The organism is Streptomyces sp. NPDC004610 (assembly GCF_040609715.1).
GTDB lineage: Bacteria > Actinomycetota > Actinomycetes > Streptomycetales > Streptomycetaceae > Streptomyces.
In genome coordinates this window covers 1-1,065 of record NZ_JBEXLA010000096.1, presented here as the reverse complement: position 1 = coordinate 1,065, position 1,065 = coordinate 1, and the positions used below count along the sequence as shown (strand labels likewise).

Below are 1,065 nucleotides of genomic sequence, written 5' to 3'. Positions count from 1 at the left end.
TCGCGAGCCATTCAGTTGTGCACAACTCAATCGTGTGCTCTACTTACATCCGTCGGCAGGGAAAAGGGCCCCAAAGCCCCGAACCCCAGGGCCCAACAACCCACCGACACCCACGACTCCGCACCACCACCCCACCCGCAAGGAGCCCCGCCATGAACGCCAGGACCACCACCACCCGCCGCACCCGCCTCGCCCTCGCCGCCGCCACCGCCCTCACCTCCGCCGCCCTCCTCACCCCCACCGCCGCCAGCGCCCTCACCGACCACACCCCCGCCCCCTCCGCCACCAAGCCCACCGTCGTCCTCGTCCACGGCGCCTGGGCCGACGGCTCCGGCTGGAACAAGGTCACCCAGCGCCTCCAGAACGACGGCTACACCGTCATCGCCCCCGCCAACCCCCTGCGCGGCGTGGCGGGCGACGCCGCCTACATCAGCAGCGTCCTGAAGACCATCGACGGCCCCGTCGTCCTGGCCGGCCACTCCTACGGCGGCACCGTCATCACCAACGCCGCCACCGGCAACCCCAACGTCAGGGCCCTCGTCTACATCGCCGCCTTCGTCCCCGACACCGGCGAACTCCAGGGCGAACTCCTCGCCAAGTACCCCGGCAGCCTCATCAACGACGCCATCAGCCCCGCCCCCTACACCACCCCCGACGGCACCACCGGAACCGACCTCTACCTCAAGCCCGACAAGTTCCGCGCCGCCTTCGCCGCCGACCTCCCCCGCAAGGAAACCGCCCTCATGGCCGCCGCCCAGCGCCCCTTCACCGCCGCCGGCTTCGAAGAGCCCACCCGCACCGCCGCCTGGCACACCATCCCCTCCTACGGCCTCGTCGCCACCAACGACAAGGCCATCCCCCCCGCCCTCCAGCGCTGGGAGTACGAACGCGCCGGATTCGAGAAGGTCGTCGAGGCCCGCGGCGCCTCCCACGTCCCCTTCATCAGCCAGCCCGACAGCACCGTCAACCTCATCAAGCACGCCGACCACGCCACCCGATAACCCACCCACGAACACCGCACTGCGGCGGGGCCGGAGACCACCCTCTCCCGCCCCGCCGCACATC

1 protein-coding gene is annotated in these 1,065 nt (G+C 71.1%); it reads left to right on the top strand.

Going from position 1 to position 1,065, the window contains the following annotated elements:
• Positions 1-152: 152 nt before the first annotated feature.
• Positions 153-1,001 carry an alpha/beta hydrolase gene (locus ABZX40_RS41510; protein WP_355751426.1) on the top strand — a complete coding sequence of 283 codons (849 nt, stop codon included), beginning with the start codon at positions 153-155 and terminating at the stop codon, positions 999-1,001.
• Positions 1,002-1,065: the final 64 nt, after the last annotated feature.

Coding starts and splice junctions, on each gene's coding strand:
- ABZX40_RS41510 (WP_355751426.1), top strand. CDS start 153: ATGAACGCCAGGACCACCACCACCCGCCGCACCCGCCTCGCCCTCGCC.